The sequence below is a fragment of the Nocardioides scoriae genome (genome assembly GCF_900104965.1).
Classification (GTDB): Bacteria; Actinomycetota; Actinomycetes; order Propionibacteriales; family Nocardioidaceae; genus Marmoricola; species Marmoricola scoriae.
In genome coordinates this window covers 2,382,427-2,403,855 of sequence record NZ_LT629757.1, presented here as the reverse complement: position 1 = coordinate 2,403,855, position 21,429 = coordinate 2,382,427, and the positions used below count along the sequence as shown (strand labels likewise).

22 protein-coding genes are annotated in these 21,429 nt (G+C 74.1%); 16 read left to right on the top strand and 6 right to left on the bottom strand.

Annotated elements, in window-relative coordinates; all coding sequences use genetic code 11:
* Positions 1–238: 238 nt before the first annotated feature.
* From hemL to ccsB, 6 genes are read left to right on the top strand one after another with little or no spacing between them, the layout of a single operon-like run.
* A complete protein-coding gene (gene hemL / locus BLU55_RS11525; RefSeq protein WP_091729768.1) occupies positions 239–1,612 on the top strand; it encodes a glutamate-1-semialdehyde 2,1-aminomutase in 1,374 nt (457 codons plus the stop codon).
* The gene (locus tag BLU55_RS11520; RefSeq protein ID WP_091729766.1) at positions 1,609–2,298 is read left to right on the top strand and encodes a histidine phosphatase family protein; all 690 of its coding nucleotides are present in this window, start codon (positions 1,609–1,611) and stop codon (positions 2,296–2,298) included. Before hemL ends, BLU55_RS11520 begins: the two co-directional genes overlap by 4 nt.
* Positions 2,298–2,912 (top strand): TlpA disulfide reductase family protein, encoded by a 615-nt coding sequence (locus BLU55_RS11515; protein ID WP_091729763.1) that lies wholly within the window; start codon positions 2,298–2,300, stop codon positions 2,910–2,912. The genes BLU55_RS11520 and BLU55_RS11515 overlap by 1 nt, the downstream gene beginning before the upstream one ends.
* Positions 2,909–3,673, top strand: a complete 765-nt coding sequence (locus BLU55_RS11510; protein WP_197680967.1) for a cytochrome c biogenesis CcdA family protein — start codon at positions 2,909–2,911, stop codon at positions 3,671–3,673. The genes BLU55_RS11515 and BLU55_RS11510 overlap by 4 nt, the downstream gene beginning before the upstream one ends.
* A gap of 6 nt (positions 3,674–3,679) precedes the next feature.
* Positions 3,680–5,311, top strand: coding sequence for a cytochrome c biogenesis protein ResB (resB, locus tag BLU55_RS11505; RefSeq protein WP_231916835.1), 1,632 nt, complete (start codon positions 3,680–3,682; stop codon positions 5,309–5,311).
* Positions 5,308–6,360 carry a c-type cytochrome biogenesis protein CcsB gene (ccsB, locus tag BLU55_RS11500; RefSeq protein ID WP_091729761.1) on the top strand — a complete coding sequence of 351 codons (1,053 nt, stop codon included), beginning with the start codon at positions 5,308–5,310 and terminating at the stop codon, positions 6,358–6,360. Before resB ends, ccsB begins: the two co-directional genes overlap by 4 nt.
* A 75-nt stretch (positions 6,361–6,435) precedes the next feature.
* Here ccsB and BLU55_RS11495 read toward each other — a convergent pair whose 3' ends face one another.
* Together BLU55_RS11495 and BLU55_RS11490 are read right to left on the bottom strand one after the other, a co-directional pair.
* Positions 6,436–7,908, bottom strand: coding sequence for an HNH endonuclease signature motif containing protein (locus BLU55_RS11495; protein ID WP_091729758.1), 1,473 nt, complete (start codon positions 7,906–7,908; stop codon positions 6,436–6,438).
* A gap of 400 nt (positions 7,909–8,308) precedes the next feature.
* Entirely contained in the window at positions 8,309–8,542 is a 234-nt protein-coding gene (locus BLU55_RS11490) for a hypothetical protein (protein ID WP_091729755.1), read from the bottom strand.
* Positions 8,543–8,603: 61 nt separating this feature from the next.
* Between BLU55_RS11490 and BLU55_RS11485 the strand changes: the two genes are divergently transcribed.
* Positions 8,604–8,867 (top strand): DUF4229 domain-containing protein, encoded by a 264-nt coding sequence (locus BLU55_RS11485; protein ID WP_157682832.1) that lies wholly within the window; start codon positions 8,604–8,606, stop codon positions 8,865–8,867.
* A 6-nt stretch (positions 8,868–8,873) separates the two neighbouring features.
* Here the strand turns inward: BLU55_RS11485 and BLU55_RS20040 are convergent, their stop codons facing one another.
* Together BLU55_RS20040 and BLU55_RS11480 are read right to left on the bottom strand one after the other, a co-directional pair.
* The gene (locus tag BLU55_RS20040) at positions 8,874–9,008 is read right to left on the bottom strand and encodes a hypothetical protein (protein WP_269457914.1); all 135 of its coding nucleotides are present in this window, start codon (positions 9,006–9,008) and stop codon (positions 8,874–8,876) included.
* Between the two features lie 54 nt (positions 9,009–9,062).
* The gene (locus BLU55_RS11480; protein WP_091729748.1) at positions 9,063–9,956 is read right to left on the bottom strand and encodes a 1,4-dihydroxy-2-naphthoate polyprenyltransferase; all 894 of its coding nucleotides are present in this window, start codon (positions 9,954–9,956) and stop codon (positions 9,063–9,065) included.
* A gap of 57 nt (positions 9,957–10,013) precedes the next feature.
* On the opposite strand from BLU55_RS11480, the gene BLU55_RS11475 reads away from it, so the two are divergent.
* The 6 genes from BLU55_RS11475 (at position 10,014) to BLU55_RS11450 (ending at position 17,136) form a co-directional block, all read left to right on the top strand.
* Positions 10,014–11,057: an AMP-binding protein gene (locus tag BLU55_RS11475; protein ID WP_091729745.1), complete on the top strand. Its 1,044-nt coding sequence runs from the start codon at positions 10,014–10,016 to the stop codon at positions 11,055–11,057.
* On the top strand, positions 11,050–12,042 hold the full coding sequence (locus tag BLU55_RS11470) for an o-succinylbenzoate synthase (RefSeq protein ID WP_091729743.1): 993 nt from the start codon (positions 11,050–11,052) through the stop codon (positions 12,040–12,042). Before BLU55_RS11475 ends, BLU55_RS11470 begins: the two co-directional genes overlap by 8 nt.
* Positions 12,039–13,688 (top strand): 2-succinyl-5-enolpyruvyl-6-hydroxy-3-cyclohexene-1-carboxylic-acid synthase, encoded by a 1,650-nt coding sequence (gene menD, locus BLU55_RS11465; RefSeq protein WP_091729740.1) that lies wholly within the window; start codon positions 12,039–12,041, stop codon positions 13,686–13,688. Before BLU55_RS11470 ends, menD begins: the two co-directional genes overlap by 4 nt.
* A 34-nt stretch (positions 13,689–13,722) precedes the next feature.
* Complete coding sequence (locus BLU55_RS11460; RefSeq protein WP_091729736.1) at positions 13,723–15,603, top strand: cation:proton antiporter domain-containing protein; 1,881 nt, start codon at positions 13,723–13,725, stop codon at positions 15,601–15,603.
* 222 nt (positions 15,604–15,825) lie between these two features.
* Positions 15,826–16,464 (top strand): MBL fold metallo-hydrolase, encoded by a 639-nt coding sequence (locus BLU55_RS11455; protein ID WP_091729734.1) that lies wholly within the window; start codon positions 15,826–15,828, stop codon positions 16,462–16,464.
* Between the two features lie 51 nt (positions 16,465–16,515).
* Positions 16,516–17,136 (top strand): hypothetical protein, encoded by a 621-nt coding sequence (locus tag BLU55_RS11450; RefSeq protein WP_157682831.1) that lies wholly within the window; start codon positions 16,516–16,518, stop codon positions 17,134–17,136.
* Here BLU55_RS11450 and BLU55_RS11445 read toward each other — a convergent pair.
* Both BLU55_RS11445 and BLU55_RS11440 read right to left on the bottom strand, forming a co-directional pair.
* Entirely contained in the window at positions 17,123–18,403 is a 1,281-nt protein-coding gene (locus tag BLU55_RS11445; protein ID WP_091729728.1) for an isochorismate synthase, read from the bottom strand. The two genes, BLU55_RS11450 and BLU55_RS11445, sit on opposite strands and share 14 nt — an antisense overlap.
* A gap of 73 nt (positions 18,404–18,476) precedes the next feature.
* Positions 18,477–19,421 carry a peptidoglycan-binding protein gene (locus tag BLU55_RS11440; protein WP_091729726.1) on the bottom strand — a complete coding sequence of 315 codons (945 nt, stop codon included), beginning with the start codon at positions 19,419–19,421 and terminating at the stop codon, positions 18,477–18,479.
* Between the two features lie 84 nt (positions 19,422–19,505).
* On the opposite strand from BLU55_RS11440, the gene BLU55_RS11435 reads away from it, so the two are divergent.
* The 3 genes from BLU55_RS11435 to BLU55_RS11425 all read left to right on the top strand — a co-directional run bounded on the left by BLU55_RS11435 (position 19,506) and on the right by BLU55_RS11425 (position 21,381).
* A complete protein-coding gene (locus BLU55_RS11435) occupies positions 19,506–20,195 on the top strand; it encodes a demethylmenaquinone methyltransferase (protein WP_091729723.1) in 690 nt (229 codons plus the stop codon).
* A 224-nt stretch (positions 20,196–20,419) separates the two neighbouring features.
* On the top strand, positions 20,420–20,779 hold the full coding sequence (locus tag BLU55_RS11430; RefSeq protein ID WP_091729720.1) for an NADH-quinone oxidoreductase subunit A: 360 nt from the start codon (positions 20,420–20,422) through the stop codon (positions 20,777–20,779).
* A gap of 47 nt (positions 20,780–20,826) precedes the next feature.
* Positions 20,827–21,381: a NuoB/complex I 20 kDa subunit family protein gene (locus tag BLU55_RS11425; protein WP_091729717.1), complete on the top strand. Its 555-nt coding sequence runs from the start codon at positions 20,827–20,829 to the stop codon at positions 21,379–21,381.
* Positions 21,382–21,429 lie beyond the last annotated feature (48 nt).

Genomic DNA, 21,429 nt, shown 5'->3' with positions numbered 1-21,429 from the left:
TGCTCTGCCGGTGACCTGTCTCCCCGAGGGACACCGTGGATGCCTCAACGAGACTTCCCTCACGTGGTCACGCACAAACCCCTGCTGTGACCCATGCCACACGGTGCACAGTGGCTCACCGACAATAGGGCCAGACCCGGGCACACGGGTCAGGTCTTCACCAGATTCTCAGCCCTCGGAGCGCCGTCGTCGCGGCAGCCGGTTCGGTTCCGTGGGGACGGTCGGGGAGAATGGCGGCGTGCCTGACACCACGACCTCACCCGACCCTGCCCCGACCGGAGCCACGACCCGGTCGAGCACCGCGTCGGCCGAGTGGTTCGAGCGCGCCCACCGGGTCACGCCGGGCGGCGTCAACTCGCCGGTGCGGGCCTTCAACGCGGTCGGCGGCACGCCCCGCTTCATGGTCTCGGGCCGCGGTGCCTGGCTGACCGACGTCGACGGCCACGACTACGTCGACCTGATCTGCTCGTGGGGGCCGATGCTCCTGGGGCACGCCCACCCCGAGGTCCAGGCCGCGGTGCAGGACGCGGTGACCCGCGGCACGTCGTACGGCACCCCGTCGCGCAGCGAGGTCGAGCTCGCCGAGGAGATCGTCGCCCGCACGCCCGTCGACCAGGTGCGCCTGGTCTCCTCGGGCACCGAGGCGACGATGTCGGCGATCCGGCTGGCCCGCGGGTTCACCGGGCGCGACGTGGTCGTGAAGTTCGCCGGCTGCTACCACGGCCACGTCGACTCGCTGCTGGCCGAGGCCGGCTCGGGCCTGGCCACCCATGCGGTCGCGGGCACGCCCGGCGTGCCGGCCGCGTCGGTCGAGGCCACGCTGGTGCTGCCCTACAACGACCGCGCGGCCGTCGAGCGGGTCTTCGCCGAGCGCGGCTCCGAGATCGCCTGCCTGGTCACCGAGGCCTCGCCCGGCAACATGGGAGTGGTCCCGCCCGAGCCGGGCTTCAACCAGTTCCTCGCCGAGACCTGCGCCCGCCACGGCGCGCTGTTCGTCTCCGACGAGGTGATGACCGGCTTCCGCGTCTCGCGCCAGGGCCAGTGGGGCCTCGACGGCGCCCACGAGGGCTGGCGCCCGGACCTGATGACCTTCGGCAAGGTGATGGGCGGCGGGTTCCCGGCCGCGGCCTTCGGCGGCCGGGCCGACGTGATGGGGATGCTCTCGCCGCAGGGCCCCGTATACCAGGCCGGCACCCTCTCGGGGAACCCGATCGCGACCACCGCCGGGCTGACCACGCTGCGGCTGGCCACCGACGAGGTCTACGCCCACGTCGACGCGGCGGCCACGACGCTCTCGACCGCGGTCGGCGAGGCGCTCGACCGGGCCGGCGTGCCCCACCTGGTGCAGCACGACGGCAGCATGTTCAGCGTCTTCTTCGCCCCGCGCGTGGACCGGGTCGTCGACTTCGCCGGCGCCTCGAGCCAGGACACGTCGGTCTTCCGGGCCTTCTTCCACGCGATGCTCGACCGCGGCGTCTACCTGCCGCCCAGCGCCTTCGAGTCGTGGTTCCTCTCCGCCGCCCACGACGACCACGCCCTGCAGCACGTCATCGACGCCCTGCCGGCCGCCGCCGAGGCCGCCGCGCAGGCCTGTGAAGGAGCCCGCCCGTGAAGACCACCGTCCACCTGCTGCGCCACGGCGAGGTGCACAACCCCGACGGCATCCTCTACGGCCGCTCCGAGGGCTACCACCTCTCCGAGCGCGGTCGCGCCATGGCCGACCGCGTCGCGATGCGCGTCGGCGACCGCGACATCGTGCTCATCGTCTCCTCGCCGCTGGAGCGGGCCCAGGAGACGGCCGCACCCCTGGCGCGCGTGCGCGGCCTCGAGGTCCGCCTCGACGAGCGGGTCCTGGAGTCGAGCAGCATCTTCGAGGGCAAGCCGTTCCGCTTCCGCAAGTCCGTGCTCCGCAGCCCCGGGATGTGGAAGCACATGTGGAACCCGTTCCGCCCGTCGTGGGGGGAGGCGTACGCCGACATCGTCGCCCGGATGTGGCCGGCCGTGCTCGACGCCCGCAAGGAGGCCGAGGGCCACGAGGCGGTGATCGTCTCCCACCAGCTGCCGATCTGGACCACGCGGCTGCGCGCCGAGAAGCGCTCGTTCCTGCACGACCCGCGCAAGCGCCACTGCACCCTGGCCAGCCTCACGTCGTTCACCTTCGAGGGCGAGAAGCTGGTCAGCATCGGCTACTCCGAGCCCGCCGGCGACCTGATCCCGCTCGCCGACCGCCACAAGCCCTTCTCCTCCGGGGGGCGCCACGAGGAGCTCGACCAGAACGAGGTCGGGGGCGTGGGCTGATGCCCCTGCGCCGCCCCGCCCGCCCGACGTCAGTGCTGCTCACGGCGCTGGCCGCCCTGCTCGTCGCCTCGCTGCTCGCCGGCTGCTCCAGCACGCCCAGCACCGGCGACAAGGGCTACGTCGACGGGTCCGGCGGCCTCACGGTGCTCGACCCGGGCGGCCGCACCCCGCCGCCCGGCACGGTGTCCGGCGAGACCCTGGAGGGCGAGCAGGTCTCGCTCGACGACTACCGCGGCCAGGTCGTGGTGCTCAACGTCTGGGGCTCCTGGTGCCCGCCGTGCCGCAAGGAGGCGCCGCTGCTCGCCGACGCGGCCCGCGAGCTGGCCCGCGACGACGTCGTCTTCCTCGGCATCAACACCCGCGACAGCAGCCAGGCCCAGGGTCTGGCCTACCAGCGCCGCTTCGACGTGCCGTACCCGTCGATCTACGACCCGTCGGGCCGCAACCTGCTCAAGCTGCGCGGCACCCTGACGCCCAACTCGATCCCCAGCACCGTGGTGATCGACCAGCAGGGCCGGGTCGCGGCCCGACTGCTCGGCGACGTCGAGAGCCGCAGCACCCTGGTCGGGATCGTCGAGGACGTGCGCGACGGCTCCGCAGGGGAGTCCTCGTGACGCCGCTCGCCATCGGCGACTGGTTCGCCTCGCAGGCAGCGTCGGGGTCCCTGGCCGTCGCGGTCCCGGTCGCGCTCCTCGCCGGCCTGGTCTCGTTCTTCTCGCCGTGCGTGGTGCCGCTGCTCCCGGGCTACCTCTCCTACGCCACCGGTCTGTCCGGCGCCGACCTGGCCGACGCCAAGCGGGGCCGGATGCTGGCCGGGTCGCTGCTGTTCGTGCTCGGCTTCTCCTTCGTCTTCGTCTCGGTCGGCACGCTCTTCGGCGGGCTCGGCGACTTCTTCTTCGACTACCGGCGCCCGATCACGATCGCGCTCGGCAGCCTCACCATCGTGCTCGGCCTGTCGTTCCTCGGCGTGGTGCCGTGGTTCCAGCGCGACGTGCGCGTCCACAAGGTGCCGGCCGTCGGCCTGGTCGCGGCACCGCTGCTCGGCGTGCTCTTCGGCCTGGGCTGGACGCCGTGCATCGGCCCGACGCTGACGGCCGTCATCGGGCTCTCGCTCGAGCAGGGCACCGCGGGCCGCGGCGCGCTGCTGAGCCTCGTCTACTGCCTGGGCTTGGGCGTGCCGTTCGTGCTGGTCGCGCTCGCCTACCGCCGGATGATGGGTGCCGTCGGCTGGGTGCGTCGCCACCAGCGCTGGGTGACCGGCTTCGGCGGCTTGATGCTCGTGGCGGTCGGCGTGCTGCTGGTCACCGGCTGGTGGGACGTCGCCATCGGCTGGGCCCAGCTGTGGTTCTTCCCCGGCTTCGAGTCGGGGATCTGAGGCGCTGTGGCCACCACCACGACCGAGCGCCCCGCCACCCCGCCGCAGCGGCCCGACCCGCCGGCGCTCTCGCCGCTGGAGCTGGCGCGCTGGGGCTGGCGACAGCTCACCTCGATGCGCACCGCGCTGATCCTGCTGTTCCTGCTGGCCCTGGGCGCCGTCCCGGGCTCGGTGATCCCGCAGACCGACGTCGACTCGGTGCGGGCCTCCCGGTGGCAGGAGGAGCACACCACCCTGGCGCCGATCTACGACAAGCTCGGGCTGTTCTCGGTCTACGACTCGGTGTGGTTCTCGGCCATCTACCTGCTGCTCATGGTCTCGCTGGTCGGCTGCATCGTGCCCCGGCTGCGGGTCTACTGGCGCGGGGTGCGCGCCGACGTCCCCCGGGCCCCCCGCCGGCTCGACCGGCTGCCCGAGCACCGCAGCTGGGAGACCGACGAGGCGCCCGAGGTGGTGCTCGAGCGCGCCCACGCGGCGCTGCGCTCCGGGCGCTACCGGGCGCGGCTCGACGCCGCCGAGGACGCCACACCGGGCTCGGTCCGCGCCGAGCGCGGGCGGCTGCGCGAGGCCGGCAACCTGCTGTTCCACCTGTCGATCCTGGTCGTGCTGGTCGGCTTCGCGACCGGCTCGCTGCTCGGCTTCAAGGGCGGGGCGATCGTGGTCACCAAGGACGGCTTCGCCAACACCCTGACGCAGTACGACGACTTCAAGGCCGGCTCGTTCTTCGACACCGACTCGCTCGCGCCCTTCGACTTCACCGTCGACTCCTTCGACGTGACGTTCCTCCAGGAGGGCCGCCAGGCCGGCATGGCGCAGAAGTTCCGCGCCGACCTGACCTACCGCACCGCGCCGGGCGCCCCCGACCAGGAGCGCGAGATCTCGGTCAACCACCCGCTGAGCATCGACGACACCGACGTGTTCCTCATCGGCCACGGCTACGCGCCCAACATCACGGTGCGCGACGCGGACGGCGAGGTCGCCTACTCCGGCCCGACGGTGTTCCTGCCCGAGGACGCCACCTTCCGGTCCTTCGGGGTGGTCAAGGTCAACGACGCCAAGCTGGCCGACGGGCGCGACACCCAGATCGGGCTCGAGGGCGAGTTCTACCCGACGTACGGCTTCACCGACGCGACCGGACCCTTCGCGGCCTTCCCGGACTCCAAGAACCCCGCGATCTCGATGCTCGCCTACTCCGGCGACCTCGGCACCGACGACGGCGACCCGCAGTCGGTCTACGCGCTCGACAAGTCCGGGCTGAAGCCGATCCTCAAGGCCGACGGCAAGCCGCTGCGCATCGACCTCGCGCTCGGCAGCACCGCGAAGCTGCCCGACGGCATGGGCACGGTCACCTTCGACGGCCTGAGCCGCTTCGTGAAGCTGCAGGTCAGCCACACGCCGGGGCAGGGCGTGGCGCTCGCCGGGGTCGTGCTCGCGCTGGTCGGCCTGCTCGGCTCGCTGTTCATCCGGCCCCGACGCGTCTGGGTCCGGGCCCGCCGGGAGGGGCGGCGTACGCTCGTGGAGGTGGCCGGACTCGACCGCAGCGCCGGTGGCGACCTCTCCGGCGAGCTCGACGAGCTGGTCGAGCGGCTCCGTCCGAAGCCCCCCACCACCACCGCTTCCCCGGAGGAGACGACGTGACGCACGAGCAGTTCGAGGTGCTGAGCAACCAGGCGGTCGCCGGGTGCGCGGCGGTCTACTTCCTGGCCTTCCTGGCCCACCTCGTCCAGTGGGCGGCCGGCCGCAAGGTCGCCGTCGCCGAGTCGGTCTCCGAGACCGGTCGGGTCGGCGCGCGCGAGCACGTCACCGCCGGTGCGGGCGCCTCCGGCGACGTCGCCACGCTCGACGCTCCCGCGACGCCGGCCGCCGACGAGGAGCCGGAGCGGATGCTGCTCTTCGGCCGCATCGGCGTCTCGCTGACGGTTGTGGCCGCCGCGCTGCACTTCCTCTCCGTCGTCACGCGCGGCCTCGCCGCCGACCCGGTGCGGGTGCCCTGGGGCAACATGTACGAGTTCACGCTCACCGGCAGCTTCGTGGTGACGCTGGGCTACCTGCTGCTCTACCGCCGCTACTCGCTGAGCTGGCTGTCGCCGGTCGTGACCGGCTTCGTGCTGGTCGTGCTCATGGTCGACGTGCTCACCCTCTACGAACCCGTCGTGCCGCTCCAGGACTCGCTGCAGTCCCCATGGCTGGTCATCCACGTCGTGGCCGCCGTCATCGCCACCGGCGGCTTCACCCTCGGCGGCATGACCTCGCTGCTCTACCTGGTGAAGGCCCGCTGGGAGGACCGCGGCGGTGTCTCCCGCAACCCCGGTGGCTACCTGGCCCGGCTGCCCGAGCTGAAGGTGCTGGACCGGTTCGCCTACCGCACCCACGCCTTCGCGTTCCCGATCTGGACCTTCGCCGCCCTCATCACCGGCCCGATCTGGGCGCACTACGCCTGGGGCCGCTACTGGGGCTGGGACCCCAAGGAGGTGTGGGCCTTCATCACCTGGGTGGTGTACGCCGCCTACCTCCACGCCCGGGCCACGTCCGGCTGGAAGGGCCGCTCGGCCGCGATCATCGCCCTCGTCGGCCTGGCCACCCTGCTGTTCAACTTCGTCGGCATCAACTTCTTCTTCGGCAGCGGCAGCCAGCACTCCTACGCCGCCCCCGAGCCGACCTCGGTGGTCCTGCACCTCGACGCCTGACCTGGCTCCCTGCCGGAGCCGAGCGCCCGGGTGGCTTCGGGCGGGCATGCCGGTGTCCCCGACCAGCCCGGCTGGTCAGGGTCCGGCGGCAGTGTCGCTGGCGGAGGTCGTGGATCGGGGGCGGCGCTGCTGCGGCACGGGTGGTGCCGCAGTCCCGGGCCGGGCTGGTGGGGTCCGTGGACGCGAGCGGCTGAGGTAGGTGTGCCCCGTGGGGCTGGTCCACCGGTAGGACCCGTCGGGCCTGCGTTCGTAGTCCCAGTCGCTGTGGGTCTTGGCCCGGTGGTGGGTCCGGCACAGGGGCGCGAGGTTCGACAGCGAGGTCTGGCCGGGCGGTCCGCCCTCGTCGAGGTCGACGTAGGGCTGGATGTGGTCGAGGTCGGCGCGCCGTGAGTCGCGGTGGCAGCCGGGGAAGACGCAGGTGGCGTCGCGCAGGACCGCGGCCTCGCGCATCCAGGCGGGCGGGTCGTGGGCATCGACGGCAGGGCCGGCTGGGTCGTCTCCGACGTCGTCTCCGGTCGGCACGGTCAGGACGGGTCGGATCCGAATGGGGCCGGTGCGGCCGGTGACGCGGCGGACCCAATCCTCGAGCACCTCGGTGGTGACCGCGCCGAGCCGTTCGACGGTCGCGGCGCCGGCGCCGGTGTCGTCGGCGGGTGCGAGGTCGGCGGGCGTGACGTGGACGACCAGCTCGACGGACCCGAGCGCGCCCCGGACGTGGTCGAGGTCGGTGGTCTCGCCGGCCAACAGGTCCAGGGCCTGCTGCGGGCTGGCGAGGAGTCCGGCGGCGCGGGCGCGCCGTACGTCCAGGGAGGCGGCGTCGCCAAGCCGCCCGAGCTGGGTAGCCAGCGAACCGACGGTGTGGTCGAAGGCCAGCGCGTCGGGGGTGTCGAGGGTCATGAGGACGTCGGTGGTGGCGGGCCGGGATCCGGTGCGGAGCCAGACGCCGCGGTGGGCGAGCTGGTGGCGTTCGTCCTCGCACGCGCGGACGGGGTCGTGGTAGAGCCGGGCTTCGTCGACGAGGCGGCGGGTGTCGACCTGGTCGAGCTTGGCCGGGGTCGCGGACAGGAGCCGGTCGGCGTGGGCGATCGCGTCGGGTCCGAGGTCGCGGGAGTCCTGCGCGATCCGCCGGGCCCGCCACGGCTCGACCCGGCCTGCGCGGAGGTGCGCCCAGAGTCGTGGGAGGCGGTGGGTCAGGTCGAGGCCGTCGGCGATCAGCGCCCGGCCGGCGTCGAGGGTGATGCCGAGGGCGGCGGCGAGCTCGACGGGCGCGAACTCCGCACACTCCGGAGCACCCTCGCCGGCCAGCCTGGACGACCCCTCGGCCCAGAGGCCACCGCTCTGCGACCAGTCCGCGGCGTAGCCGTCATCCGGGACGGGGTGGAGCAGGGCCCACTCGACGGCGAGCTCGAGCTGGCGGACCTCGGCGGCATGGGCGGTCTGCCTGGCGCGGCGTACTTCGTGGATGACCTGGTCTGCGGCGCCCCGGCCCGGCGCACCACAGGCCTGCGGCACGGTGGGTGCCGGGCGGGTCGCGGTGGTGGCGGGCATGGCCCGATCCTAGCGCTTGGCGCCGACAATATCGATCACGTGTTCGATATGTGGGAGGCGGTCTGAGCGTGTTCTGGGGCGAGGGGTGGGCCCTTCGAGACGCGACTTCGTCGTTCCTCAGGGACCGAGGGGGGCTCGACTGTGTGGGGCCTTTCGAGACACGACGTCGTGGTTCTCAGGACCTCGACGCCTGCCCTGGTCCCTGCTTGCCGGCGCCAGTCTGGGTCGGCGTGGGTCCCGTCCGCGGATCGTACGTACCTGGTACGTGCGATCCGCGGACCAGGTGGTCGGGCCCTTCGAGACACGACTCCGTCGTTCCTCAGGGACCGAGGGTGAGGCCCTCAGGGGCCGAGGGTGACGTCCTCAGGGACCGGGGGCACGCCCTCAGGGGCCAAACAGCTCAGGCGGGCTCGCCCTCGTCGGGCTCCTTGCGCTTGTGGCGGCGCTTGCGGTCGAGCTCGCGCAGGAAGTCCTCGTCGTCGTCGGGGCCGACGGGGCCGCGGGGGGCGGGGCGGCCGCCGCGGCCGCCGCCCTCACCGGGGGGACGCGGGCCGGTGCGGCGTCGGTCGAGGAGCCAGAAGACCGCGTAGACCACCGCCGCGAGGAGGGCGAGGAACAGGACGACGCGCAGCATGCTCCCAGGGTAGATGGTGGCCGGTAGTCGAGGACGAGGTCGAGGCTCCTACCCTGGAGGGGTGAAGGAGTTCGCGATCTACACCGGCCTGCGCCTGGGGCTCTTCGTCGTGACGTACGCCGTCGTCGGCGGCCTCTACGTCCTCGCGTTCGGCACCCAGGGCGTGGTGCTGTGGCCGTTCCTGGTCTCGGTGATCATCTCGGCCGTGCTGTCGGTCAAGCTGCTCAAGCGGCAGCGCGAGGCCTTCGCCCTGCGGGTCCAGCAGCGGGCGGCGCGGGCCAGCGCGGCCTTCGAGGAGCGCCGGGCGCGCGAGGACGCCGACTAGCCGGGCTCAGCGACCGCGGCGCTTGAGCTGGCGGTTGATGCGGGTCTCGGACTGGCCCAGGATCCTGGCCAGCAGCGTGACGCGGTTGCGGTAGGCCAGCGCGCAGGCGCCGACGATGACGAGCAGGACGATGAACCACATGCCGTCATCCTCGCAGGCCGGCGGTGACGCGAGGCCCACGCCCGGCCCGGGGGGTCACCGGGAGGCGAGCACGACGCCGATGCCGGAGCCGGCGAGCAGCCCCGCGGCGTACAGCAGCTCCGCGACGCCGGTCAGCTGCAGCACCGGGATCAGCGCGGGTCCGGTGGCGCGGTCGCCCAGCACGACGGTGACGGCCTTGACGGCCGGGCGGGCGGCGACCAGGGCCAGCAGCGTCCACCAGGTGGTGGTGAGGGCGACGCCGACCAGGGCCACGACGCTGGCGTCGACGAGCAGGCTGTAGAGGTGGCGGGTGCGGTCCTCGCCCAGCACGACCGCCAGGGTGCGCTTGCCCGCGACCCGGTCGGTGGGGATGTCGCGCAGGTTGTTGGCGACCAGGATCGCGCAGGCCAGGGCGCCGATGCCGATGCCGGCCCACAGGGCGGAGAGGTGGAACGCCTCGGTCTGGACGTACGCCGTGCCGATCACGGCCACCAGCCCGAAGAAGACGAACACCATCACCTCGCCGAGCCCGAGGTAACCGTAGGGCCGCGACCCGCCGGTGTAGAACCACGCGGCGAGGATGCAGGCCAGGCCGACCGCGACCAGCCACCAGCTGGTGGTCGCTGCCAGGACCAGCCCGACGACCGCGGCGGCCCCGAGCGCGGCGAACGCCGCCCACTTGACCGCCCGGGCGGGCGCGGCGCCGCTGCCGACCAGCCGCATCGGGCCGACCCGGTCGGAGTCGGTGCCGCGGATGCCGTCGGAGTAGTCGTTGGCGTAGTTGACGCCCACCTGCAGCAGCAGCGAGACGGCCAGGGCGAGCAGCGCCTTCCACCACACCGCCTCGCGCTCCCACACCGCGACGGCGGTGCCGGCCAGGACGGGGGCGACGGCCGCCGGCAGCGTGCGGGGACGGGCGCCGACGATCCACTGCGCGGGGGTGGCCATGCGCGGGATCATGCCAGCCGCGCGGACGGGGTCGGCGGGCCGGGCTAGCGTGGTCCGGTGAGCAGCCTGCGCCCCGTCTCCGGCACCACCGAGGAGCTCCTCGACCTGCTGCGCGACTGGGAGGCGGCTCCCGACCCGCAGCCGCTCGTCATCGCCACCAGCGGCTCGACCGGCGCCCCCAAGCGCGTGGTGCTCTCGCGCGAGGCGGTGCGCGCCTCGGCCCGTGCCACGCACGCGCGGCTCGGTGGCCCGGGCCGGTGGGTGCTCGGGCTGCCGCCGACGTACGTCGCGGGCGTGCAGGTGCTCTACCGCTCGCTGCTGGCCGGCACCGAGCCGGTGGTCCACGAGGGCGACTGGACCGAGACCGTGGACCGGGTCCAGGGCCGCGGCTACGCCTCGCTCGTCCCGACCCAGCTGCTGCGGCTGCTGCGCGACGACGGTGGCCGGCCGGCGCTCGAGGCCCTGGCGCGGCTCGACGCGGTGCTGGTCGGCGGCGGACCCCTCGACCCGCGGGTGCGGGCGGAGGCCGAGGGGCACGGCGTGCGCCTCGTGCAGACCTACGGCATGAGCGAGACCTGCGGCGGCTGCGTGTACGACGGCCGCCCGCTCGACGGCGTGGAGGTCCGGATCGCCGACGACGGCGAGGTGCAGCTGCGCGGCCCGGTCCTGTTCACGGCGTACGACGGGGAGCCGGAGCGCACCGGCCGCGCGATGACCGACGGCTGGTTCCGCACCGACGACCTGGGCGAGCTCGACTCCGCGGGCCTGCTGCGGGTGACCGGCCGGGCCGACGACGTCCTCATCAGCGGGGGGGTCAAGGTGCCGGCCAGGGCCGTCGCGACGATGGTCGCCGCCGACGCCGCGGTGCTCGAGGTGGAGGTGGTGGGCGTGCCCGACGAGGAGTGGGGCGAGCTGGTGACGGCCGTCGTCGAGGCCCGCGACCCGATCTCGCTCGCCGGGGTCCGCGACCTGGTGGAGCCGCGGACCTGGGCGCCGCGCCGGCTCGTCGTCGTGCAGGCGCTGCCCCGGCTGGCCAACGGCAAGCCCGACCGCCAGGCGATCCACGAGCTCGCGGCCCGCGAGGTGGCCGCCGGTGGCTGACCTCGCGGTCTTCGCGGTCCCGCTCACGACCCGCTTCCGCGGCATCACCGTGCGCGAGGGCGTGCTGCTGCGCGGGGAGGCGGGCTGGGGGGAGTTCAGCCCCTTCCTGGAGTACGACGACCCGACCGCCGCGCCCTGGCTGGCCTGCGCGCGCGAGGCCGCCGACCGGGGCTGGCCCGCGCCGGTGCGCGACCGGGTGCCGGTCAACGTGACCGTGCCCGCCTGCGGGCCCGAGGAGGCGCACGCGATCGTGCGCGCCGGCGGCTGCCGCACGGCCAAGGTCAAGGTCGCCGAGCGCGGCCAGGACCCGACGCAGGACGAGGCGCGGCTCGAGGCGGTCCGCGACGCCCTCGACGCCGTCGGCCCCGGCGGGCTGGTGCGCATCGACGCCAACGGCGGCTGGGACGTCGAGGAGGCGTGCCGCCGGATCCCGGTGCTGGAGCGCGCCGCGGGCGGCCTGGAGTACGTCGAGCAGCCGGTCGCCACCGTCGAGGACCTCGCGCTCGTGCGACGCCGGGTGTCGGTCCCGATCGCCGCCGACGAGTCGATCCGCCGCGCCGCCGACCCCTACCGGGTGCGCGACCTCGGCGCCGCCGACGTGGCCGTGCTCAAGGTGCAGCCGCTCGGCGGGGTGCGGGCCTGCCTGCGGATCGCCGAGGACATCGGGATGCCGGTGGTGGTCTCGAGCGCGGTCGAGTCGAGCGTCGGGATCGCCGCGGGGGTGGCGCTGGCCGCCGCCCTGCCCGAGCTGCACCACGCCTGCGGGCTGGCCACCGTCCAGCTGCTGAGCGACGACGTGGCCCGCCACCCGCTGCTGCCCGTCGACGGGGAGCTGCCCGTCGGGCCGGCGGAGGTCGACCCCGCGCGGCTGGCCCGGCTGGCCGCCGACCCCGACCGCGTGGCCCACTGGCGCACCCGGCTGGACCGGGTCGCGGCCCTGCTCGACGACGCCCCGCCCGACCTGGGGCAGGATCGACGGTCGTGAGCCCCGACGCCCCCGAGCAGCCCGCACCCGACCGCGAGCCCGCGCCGGCACCCCAGCCCTCCCAGGTGCTGGCCACCTGGCTGGTGGACCGGCTGGTCGAGCAGGGCGCGAGCGAGGCCGTGCTGTGCCCCGGGTCGCGCAACGCCCCGCTGGCCTTCGCGCTGGCCGCCGACGAGCGGGTCCGGCTGCACACGCGCATCGACGAGCGGACCGCCGGCTTCCTGGCGCTGGGGCTGGCCAAGGCGTCGCGCCGACCGGTCCCGGTCGTGACGACCTCGGGCACCGCGTCGGCCAACCTGCACCCCGCGGTGCTGGAGGCCGCGCACGCCGGCGTGCGCCTCGTGGCGGTGACCGCCGACCGCCCCGCCCGCCTCCGCGGCACCGGAGCCAACCAGACCACCGACCAGGTGCGGCTGTTCGGCGACGCCGCCGGGTTCGCCGACCTGGCCGCGCCCGACGACACGGCGCTGGAGGCGCTGTTCGCCGTGCCCGGGCCGGTGCACCTCGACGTGCAGCTCGACGACCCGCTGGTGCCGCCCCCCGGCCAGCCCGTCCGACCGGCGCCGGGGCCCCGGGCCCGGGACGCCGCGCCCCACCCGTGGCGGCGCCGCACCGACCAGGTCCCGCTGCCGCTGGGCAGGCGCACCGTCGTGGTCGCCGGCGACGACGCCGGCCCGCCCGCCCGGCTGCTCGCCCAGGACGCCGACTGGCCGCTGCTCGCCGAGCCCAGCTCCGGCTCCCGCACCGGCACCCACGCGCTGCGCACCTACCGGCTGCTGCTCGGCACCGGGCTCGGGGACCGGGTGGAGCGGGTCGTCGTCGCGGGCCACCCGACGCTCTCGCGGCCCGTCGCGCGGCTGCTGGCGCGCCCGGACGTCGAGGTCGTCTCGGTGCCCGCCGCCGGTCGCTGGCCGACGAGGCCGTTCCCGGTCGACGCCGAGCACGAGGCCGTCCGCGCCGAGCGCGACGACCCGGCCTGGCTGGAGGAGTGGCGCGCCGCCGACCGGGAGCTGTCGCGGCGCATCGACGCGTTCGTGGCCGCGCGACCGGGGCTGACGCCGTACGAGGTGGCCCAGGTCGTCGACGCCGCCAACCCGCCCGGCGGCCTGCTCGTGGTCGGCGCCAGCAACCCGGTCCGCGACCTCGACCTGATGGCCGGGGCCCACCCGGCGGGCGAGCGCCGGATGGTGCTCGCCAACCGCGGCCTGGCCGGCATCGACGGCACCCTGTCGACGGCGATCGGGGCGGCGCTGGCGCGCGACCGCAGCACCCGCGCGACGGCGTACGTCGGCGACGTGACCTTCCTGCACGACCTCACCGGCCTGGTCGTGGGCCCCCGCGAGGCCCGGCCGGACCTGACGATCGTGGTGGCCAACGACGACGGCGGCTCGATCTTCGCCACCCTCGAGCAGGGCGGACCGGCGTACGCCGACCGCTTCGAGCAGCTCTTCGCCACCCCCCACGGCGTCGACCTGGCGGCCCTGTGCGCCGCCACCCGGACGCCCCACTGGCGGGTGGAGAGCCGTGCCGAGCTCGAGCACGCGCTCGCCAGCCCCAACGGCGGCATCGAGGTCGTGGAGGCCGTCGTGCGCCGCGACGACCGCCGCGAGCTCGACGAGGCGATCCGGGCCCTCGCGCACCGGTGAGGCCCACCGGCCCGCGACGGAGGATGATGGTGGGGTGCACACCGTCGTCCTGCTCGTCGGCATCGTGGCGGTCGTCGTCGCCGTGGCCGGCGTCAGCTCCAAGCTCGACCTGCCCTCGCCCCTGGTCCTGATCCTGGTCGGGGTGGCGGGGTCCTACCTGCCCTTCGTGCCCGACGTGACCCTCGAGCCCGAGGTGGTGCTGTTCGCGCTGCTGCCACCGCTGCTGTACGCCGCGGCGCTGCAGACCAGCCTGGTCGACTTCAACGCCAACCGGCGACCGATCCTGCTGCTCTCGGTCGTGCTCGTCATCGTCACGACGCTGGGCGTGGGGGTCGTGGTGCACGCGCTGCTGCCCCAGATCGGGTGGGCCGCGTCGTTCGCCATCGGCGCCGTCGTCGCGCCGCCCGACGCCGTGGCCGCGACCAGCATCGGCCGTCGGATCGGCCTGCCGCGGCGGATCGTCACGATCCTCGAGGGCGAGTCGCTGCTCAACGACGCCACCGCCCTGGTGGCGCTCAACACCGCGATCGCCGCGATCGTGTCCTGGCGGGTGGTCGGCACCGACTTCGCCATCGCCGCGGTCGGCGGCGTCGCCGTCGGGCTGGCCTTCTACGTCGTCGTCGGCTTCGTCCGCAAGCACGTCGTGCAGACCACGATCGACAGCGCGCTGGGCTTCATCACGCCGTTCGCGGCGTACGTCGCGGCCGAGGAGATCGGCATCCCGACCTCGGGCGACCACGTCGCCCACCCCTCGGGCGTGGTCGCGGTCGTCGTCGCCGGCCTGCTGCTCGGGCACAACTCCCCGCGGCTGCAGACCGCGCAGTCGCGGATCGCGATGCGGCTCAACTGGAGCAGCATCCAGTTCATCCTCGAGAGCGCGGTCTTCCTGCTCATCGGCCTGCAGGCCCGCACGATCATCGCCGACGCCTTCAGCGGCGAGGCGAGCGTCGGGCGGGTGATCGGGGTCTGCGTCGCCGTGCTCGCGGCGGTGGTGGTGCTCCGGATCGCCTGGGTGTTCCTGGCCCGCTACCTGCTGGTGCGGCCCAAGGACGGCGTCACCGGCCAGCCCACGCCGTGGGCCTACTCCTTCCTGCTCGGCTGGGCCGGCATGCGCGGCGTGGTCACCCTCGCCGCGGCGTTCGTGATCCCGCCCGAGACGCCGTACCGCGACGTGCTGCTGCTCGTGGCCTTCTTCGTCACGGCCAGCACGCTGTTCGTCCAGGGCCTCTCGCTGCCGTGGTTCGCCCGGCGGCTGCGGGTGCCCTCGCCCGACGCGGGGGCCGACGCCCTGGCCCGCGCCAACCTGCTCCACCAGGCCTCCCAGGCCGGGCTGGCCCGCCTGGAGCAGATCGAGGAGGACGACCCGCACGACGTCGGCGAGACCATCCGCGACCGGGTGCGCCGCCGCGACTTCGCCGCCTGGGAACGGGTCGGGCCCAACCAGGACGAGAACCCCAGCGAGACCTACAACCGCTGGCGCCGCAGCATGATCGACGCCGAGCGCAGCCGCGTCCTGGAGGTCCGCAGCACCGGCCAGGTGCCGCACGAGGTGGTCGACGAGGTGCTGGCGATGCTCGACGTCGAGGAGTCGATGCTGGAGTTCAGCGACGCGGAGCGCAACCGCGTCCGCGCCGCCAACACGGCCCACCTGCTCGAGGGGGGCTGCGAGCACCTGCGCCAGGTCCGCCCGCCCGTCGAGCCCGACACCCCCGGCGAGTGCGGTGACTGCCTGCGCGAGGGCACCGCGTGGGTGCACCTGCGGATGTGCGTGGTGTGCGGCCACGTGGCCTGCTGCGACTCCTCGCCGCAGCGCCACGCCAGCGTCCACCACGAGCACACCGGCCACGAGGTGATGCGCTCCGCGGAGCCCGGCGAGGAGTGGCGCTGGTGCTTCGTGGACGAGCTCACCGGCTGACCGCGGGCCGGCGCACGACCCCGGGCCGTGCGGGCGGGGACGAAACGGGCGTCGTGGGCGGGTGGAGCTGCCCGTGGGTCCCGGCGCCGCGGCCGGTTTCCCCGGTCGACCGGGGAAACTGCCCGTGGGTGTCCACTTCGTCCCGGTGTCGCGGCCGGTTTCCCCGGTCGACCGGGGAAACTGCCCGCCCTCGGCCCCCACCCCCGCCCCTACGCTGTCGACATGCGACTCACCAAGCTCGGCCACGCCTGCGTCAGGATCGAGTCCGGCGGCCACACGATCGTGCTCGACCCCGGGGCGTTCACCCCCGAGGAGGACGCCACCGCCGGCGCCACCGCGGTGCTGGTGACCCACGAGCACGCCGACCACTGGAGCGCCGAGCACCTGCGCCGGTCGCAGGCGCCGATCTGGACGATCCAGGCGGTGGCCGACGCCATCACGGGCGAGGCGCCCGACCTGGCGGGGCGGATCACGGTCGTCGCTCCCGGCCAGCAGCTCGACGTCGGCGTGCCCCTGGAGGTCGTGGGGGAGCGCCACGCGGTCATCCACCCCGAGCTGCCGGGCCTGCACAACAGCGGCTTCCTGCTCGAGGTCGAGGGCCAGCAGGTCTTCCACCCGGGCGACGCCCTGACCGTGCCCGAGCGCGACGTCGACCTGCTGCTGCTGCCGGTCAGCGCGCCCTGGCTGAAGGTCTCGGAGTGCATCGACTTCGCCCGCGACGTGGGCGCGCCCCGCTCGGTGGCGATCCACGACGCGATCTACAGCGAGGCCGGCCTGCAGTTCGCCGCCGGGCTGATCGAGGGCTTCCTGGGCCCCCGCGACCAGACCTACACCAGGCTGCAGCCGGGTCAGGACCTCTGACCCGCACGTGACACGGCCACGCCGCGAGGCCACGACCGGCAGACTGTGCCCGTGATCGACTGGCTGCGGCAGCGCTCGGTGCTCGAGCTCGTGTTCCTCACCCTCGCGGTGCTGGTCGTGCTGATGGTCGTCTCGGGGCTGCTCACCCGCAGCCTCTACCGGCGCGGCCGCCGGGCGCCGTTCGTGATCCGGCGCATCAACAAGCTGACCCAGACCTTCGTCGACCTGGTCAAGCGCCCGATCACCATCGCCGTGCTCGACGAGGTCGCCGACGTCATCCAGACCGGCCACTACACCAAGAACATCTCCGCCGCGCTGGTCGAGAACCACGACGAGCTGATCGAGCTGGTCGGGGAGAAGGTCCGCAACGACCCGTCCTCGCGCGTGGTCGCCCGGCTGCCCGGCTACGACGCCGTCGTCGGCCAGGTGACCGAGACGACGCTGCGGGTCCTGATCGAGATGCTGGGCGACCCGCGCATGGACGAGCTGGTCTCGGACCTGCTGCGCAACAACCTGCAGCAGATCAAGCTCGCGGTCCGCGAGCGCCAGAACGAGCGGGTCCCGTCGCACGAGCCGCCGGACCCGGTGCCCGAGAGCCTGCGCCACGTCTCGCCGATGGCGCGCCGGCCGGGTGGTCCCGGGACGCCGGGCGGACGCGTCAGTCGCCGCTGAGCGAGTCGCGCACGGGCAGGAACTTCGCCTGCGCCTCCGCCAGCTCCGACGCGGGGTCGGAGCTGGCCACGATGCCGCAGCCGGCGAACAGCCGGACCCGGTCGCCGTCGACGTGGGCCGAGCGCAGCGCGATGCCGAACTCGCCGTCGCCGTGGGCGTCCATCCAGCCGACCGGCGCGGCGTAGCGACCCCGGTCCATGCCCTCGATCTCCTCGATCAGCTCGACCGCCACCTTGGTGGGGGTGCCGCCGACCGCGGCCGAGGGGTGCAGCGCCGCGGCCAGGTCGAGCACGCTCGCACCGGCGGCGTCGTGGTGGTCGTGGACGACGCCGGTGACGTCGGTGGCCAGGTGCATCACGTTGGGCAGGTGCAGCACGAAGGGCACCTCGGGCACGTTGGTCGAGGAGCAGTACGGCGCCAGCGAGTCGGCGACCGAGCGGACGGCGTACTCGTGCTCCTCGAGGTCCTTCGAGGACCGCGCCAGCTGGCCGGCGAGCCCGGCGTCGCGGGCGTCGTCGCCGGTGCGCCGGATGGTGCCGGCGAGCACCCGCGAGGTGACCAGGCCGCGCTCGCGGCGCACCAGCAGCTCGGGGGTGGCGCCGAACAGGCCGTCCACGTGGAAGGTCCAGCACATCTCGTAGTCGCTCGCCAGGCGGCGCAGCGGCCACCGGACGTCGAGCGGCGCGTCGGTGGTGACGACCAGGTCGCGCGCCAGCACGACCTTCTCCAGCTCGCCGGCGCCGATGCGGGCCACGGCGTCGGCCACCACGACCTCCCACGCCGCCCCGCTCATGGCGCCGTCGGCGAAGGTGACCCCGCGGGGCGCGTCGGGCGGGGTGGTCGGCGCGAGGTCGGGCAGGTCCGGTGCGGCCTCGCGGCCCACGACCGTCACCCAGGCGCGGCCGCCCCGGGAGCCGACGAGGACCTCGGGCACCACCAGCACGCTGTCGCCGGGCTCGTCGGCGAACCCGAAGCTGCCCAGGCACACCAGGCCCGTGCCCGGCTCGCGCACCTCGTCGGCGACCTCGGCCGCGGCGGCGGTCTCGCGCCACCAGTCGGCGGCGTCGGCGAAGCGGTCGGGCCCGTGGGTGACGCAGCGGGCGGCCACCCCCCACCCGACCACGCCCTCGCCGCGGCGCAGCCAGGCCAACGGCTCGGCGGCGGGCAGCAGGTCGAGCAGGTCGGTGGGCAGCGAGGCCGGCGGGACCTCGACGGTGCGACCGACGAGCCGCCCGGCGGGCAGGCCGGGGGCGTGCGGACTGGTCACACCTCGAGATTACGGGAGCGCCGCACGGCCCCGGCGAGGAGTCCCGCCGGGGCCGGGTCGGGCATGACCGACGTCACGACCAGTAGACGACGACCGCGTCCCCGAGCGAGACCTGGTCGTAGATCCACCGCAGCCCGTCGAGGTCGCGGACGTTGACGCAGCCGTGCGAGGCGCCGGCGTACCCCCGGGCGGCAAAGTCCGAGGAGTAGTGCACCGCCTGGCCGCGCGAGAAGAACATGGCGTACGGCATGGGGGAGCCGTAGAGGGAGGACACGTGGTCGGGCGACTTGCTCTCGACGTGGAAGAGCCCCTCGCGGGTCGGCGTGTACGACGAGCCGAAGCGCACCGCGACCGTCCGGCGGACCGACCCGTCGACCACCCAGCGCAGCGTCGAGGACGTCTTGTCCACGCACAGCGCCCGGCCGGTGAGGCAGCGGCCGTCGAGAGGGGCGGAGGTCCCGGCGTCCCCGGGGGACCGGTTGGCGAGCTCGTCCGCGGTCGGCTCCCGGGTCATCCCCTCGAGCCGGGTGAGGGTGCGGCGGTCGACCCAGCCCGTGACCGCGATCTCGCGCTTGGCCTGGAAGCCCCGCACCGCCTGCTCGGTGAGGCTGCCGTAGACGTCGGTGACGTCGCCGGCGAACCACGCGATCTGGCGCAGCCGCGACTGCAGCTCGCGCACCTCGGCCCCGGAGTCGCCGGGGCCGAGCAGCCGGGGTCCGGGGGGCGGCGTCGCCCGCGGCCGCTCCGCCGGCAGGGGCGCCCGCGCCGGCCGGCGGGTGGTCCCGGCCGGGGTCGTGGGGCGCGCCCGGACCGAGGGGCCGGCCACCTGCGGGCGCGGCGTCGCGGTCGGCCGCTCGTCGTCGGCTGCCGCCGACGGCGCCGGCCGGGGGCCCGCGAGGCCGTCCACGAGCCCGCCCCGGGTCACGGCGTACCCCGCCGCGGTCGTCGCCAGCACCAGCCCCAGCGCCACCAGCCCGGTCACCACCCGGCGCTGCCGGGCTCGTCGTCGTCCACCCATGGTCCCCGTCCTCGCTGCTCGGTCTCACGGCCCCGTCCGGGCCTGCAGGAGGTGTGACGCACCGGGGCCGCCTAGGGTTCTGGCGTGACCCGAGCGAGCTTGTCCAAGCGTCCTGCCGAGGTGCAGGCCATGTTCGACGACGTGGCGAAGCGCTACGACCTGACCAACGACGTGCTGTCCCTCGGCCAGGACCGCCGCTGGCGGCGGGCCGTGGTGGACGCCGTCGACCCGCAACCGGGGGAGAAGGTGCTCGACCTCGCGGCCGGCACCGGCACCTCGTCGCAGCCCTTCGCCGACCTCGGCGCCCAGGTGGTGCCCTGCGACTTCTCGGTCGGGATGCTCCGGGTCGGCAAGCAGGCCCGGCCGCTGCTGCCCTTCACCGCGGGCGACGCCACCCGGCTGCCCTTCGCCGACGACACCTTCGACGCGGTGACGATCTCCTTCGGCCTGCGCAACGTGGTCGACCCCGACGCCGGCCTGCGCGAGATGCTCCGGGTCACCCGGCCCGGCGGCCGCCTCGTGGTCTGCGAGTTCAGCAGCCCGACCTTCGTGCCGTTCCGCACCGTCTACCTGGAGTACCTCATGAAGGCGCTGCCCCCGCTGGCGCGCGCCGTGAGCTCGAGCCCCGACGCCTACGTCTACCTCGCCGAGTCCATCCGGGCCTGGCCCGACCAGCCGGCCCTGGCCGGTCGGCTGGCGGCCGCGGGGTGGCGCGACCCGGAGTGGTCGAACCTCTCGGGCGGCATCGTGGCGCTGCACCGGGCCACTGCCTGACCCCGCGACCGGACGCCTGGCCGGACCCCCCGGCCGACGTGACGCAGGTCATTTAGACAACGTCGCCGTTGTCTAAATGTGCTGGTCAGGCCGTGGGACCACCCTGGGGGTGGGGGTTCGTAGGATGTGACGCAGGCCTCTATGCTGAGGCGCCGCCACTTCGTGAACTGCTTCACAAGTGCACGAGCCGCGGTTCCACCCCGACGGGTCCGAGGAGGATCACCTTGAGTCTCTACACGCCGGTCCTGGCGCTGATGATCCTCGCCGCGGGCTTCGCGATCTTCTCGGTCGCGGTCAGCTCGCTCACCGGGCCCAAGCGCTACAACCGCGCCAAGCTGGACTCCTACGAGTGCGGCATCGACCCCACGCCCCAGCCCGTGGGCGGTGGTCGCTTCCCGGTGCGCTACTACATCACCGCGATGATGTTCATCATCTTCGACATCGAGATCGTCTTCCTCTACCCGATCGCCGTCGCCTTCGACCAGATGGCGCTGTTCGGGCTGATCGAGATGGTCCTGTTCATCATCCCCGTCTTCGTCGCCTACACCTACGTGTGGAAGCGCGGGGGCCTGGAGTGGGACTGATGCTGACGGGCACGACCGTTCTCCAACCGATCCGAGGGATGTGAGTCGTGGGACTCGAGGAGAAGCTCCCCAGCGGAGTGCTGCTGACCACCGTCGAGGGGGTCGCCGGCTACATGCGCAAGGCGTCGTTCTGGCCGGCCACCTTCGGCCTCGCCTGCTGCGCCATCGAGATGATGACCAGCGGCGGGCCGAAGTACGACCTGGCCCGCTTCGGCATGGAGGTCTTCCGGGCCAGCCCCCGCCAGGCCGACCTGATGATCGTCGCCGGGCGGGTGAGCCAGAAGATGGCCCCGGTCCTGCGCCAGATCTACGACCAGATGGCCGAGCCCAAGTGGGTGCTCGCCATGGGCGTGTGCGCCAGCTCCGGCGGGATGTTCAACAACTACGCGATCGTCCAGGGCGTCGACCACGTCGTCCCCGTCGACATGTACCTCCCGGGCTGCCCGCCGCGGCCCGAGATGCTCATCGACGCGATCCTCAAGCTCCACGACCAGGTGCAGGCGACCAAGCTCGGCCCCAACCGCCTCGCGGAGATCGAGGAGCAGGAGACCGCCGGGCTCAACGCGCTGCCCACCGCCCAGATGAAGGGCCTGATGAGGTGAGCGACGAGCCACGCTCCACCCGCGGCACCGAGGTCGACAGCACCGACC